Origin of the sequence: Ureibacillus endophyticus (assembly GCF_003628435.1) — a bacterium.
Lineage (GTDB): Bacteria > Bacillota > Bacilli > Bacillales_A > Planococcaceae > Ureibacillus > Ureibacillus endophyticus.
Genome location: NZ_RBZN01000107.1, coordinates 1 through 1,685, shown reverse-complemented (window position 1 = coordinate 1,685; position 1,685 = coordinate 1). Strand labels below are relative to the sequence as shown.

1 protein-coding gene is annotated in these 1,685 nt (G+C 35.8%); it reads left to right on the top strand.

The features are described 5' to 3' along the window. Positions 1–68 precede the first annotated feature (68 nt). Positions 69–1,639 (top strand): IS3 family transposase gene (locus D8M03_RS17490; RefSeq protein ID WP_245987670.1). Its coding sequence is split into 2 segments (ribosomal slippage): positions 69–705 and positions 705–1,639, totalling 1,572 coding nucleotides; the frame shifts between segments, so codons are not numbered across the junction. Positions 1,640–1,685 lie beyond the last annotated feature (46 nt).

The window sequence follows — 1,685 nt, the reverse complement described above, 5'->3', positions numbered from 1 at the left end:
ATGATATGCTCCCCGTTAGGTAGACAGATTAAAAAATAAAATCTGTTTATCTAATGGGGAGTATTTTTATGTCAAAAATTTTTTCTAAAGATGAAAAATTAAGAATCATTAAGTTTTATCATGAAGAAAATTATACTTTGAATGAAGTAGCACAGATTTTTAACGTACATCGAGATACAATTAAAGATTGGCAAAATGACTATTTTCATTTTGGAGAAGAAGGTTTAGAACGATTACCTAAACATCGATTTTACTCAAAAGAAGTAAAAATCGCCGCTGTTCAAGACTATTTATCTGGTAAATATTCATTAAGAGAAGTAACAAGAAAATATCAACTTTCAAGTAGAAGCGTTTTAAGAAATTGGATTAAAAAGTATACTAGTCATAGTGAATTACAAGATTCGGGTAAAGGATTGAGCCAATCTATGACTAAAAAAAGAAAAACAACTGTAGAAGAACGTATTGAAATTGCCAAAGCTTGTCTAGCAAACGGGAAGAATTATCAAGAGATTGCAGCACAATATGAGGTGTCTTATCAACAGGTGTATCAATGGGTACGCAAATTTGAACAAAATGGAGAAGAGGCACTTCAAGATCGACGAGGTCGTACAAAACCAGCAGAAGAACGCACACCAGAAGATGAATTACGTTTAAAAATTCAACAGATGGAGCGTGAAAATGAGCGATTACGTGCGGAAAATTTACTATTAAAAAAGTTAGAAGAAATCGAAAGGAGGCATCGTTAAGTAGAATTCGTACGCAAAGCCGTTATTTAGCGATTCAAGAATTAGCGGCGAATGAAAACTTATCGATTCTTTTATTATGCGAACTTGCGGGAGTGTCACGTGCAGCTTATTATAAATGGCTGAAGCGACAACCAACAGAGCAAGAGCAAGTAAACGAACAACTCGTTACATCTATACAACACTTGTATAAACAAGTGGATGGCATTTATGGCTACCGTCGTATCGCGATGACGATTAACCGCCAGCGAGAAAAAGAGGGGTTGGAGAAAGTGAACAAAAAACGCATTTATCGTCTGATGAAGATTTGTGGTTTACAGGCCGTTATTCGACGTCGCACAAAAAAGTATCAAAAAGTAAAACCAGATTACGTAGCTGAAAATGTGTTAGCACGTGAATTTACAGCTGAAAAACCCAATCAGAAATGGTGTACAGATGTGACAGAGTTCAAATATGGCAATGGGAAGAAGGCGTATTTAAGCGCGATCATTGACTTGTATGATAACTCCCTTGTGAGCTATGTATTAGGCCATTCTAATAATAATGCCCTAGTGTTTAAGACCATCCAACCCGCAATTTGTCAACTGTCAAAAGATGAATTTCCACTTTTACATAGTGATCGAGGCTATCAATATACATCAAAAGAATTTAAACGAATCATGGAGAACGCAAAATTGACCCATAGTATGTCGAGAGTCGGTCGATGCATCGATAATGGACCGATTGAATCGTTTTGGGGAACATTAAAAGTGGAAATGTATTATTTACATAAATTCGAAACGTATGAGACACTACAACACGCCATTGATACATACATTGAATTCTATAACAATGAGCGTTATCAAGAAAAACTAAACGGCTTAAGTCCATTAGAATATAGGACTCAAGCCGCTTAGAGCATTTTTATTATTTCCACTGTCTACTTGACTGGGAGCAGTTCAA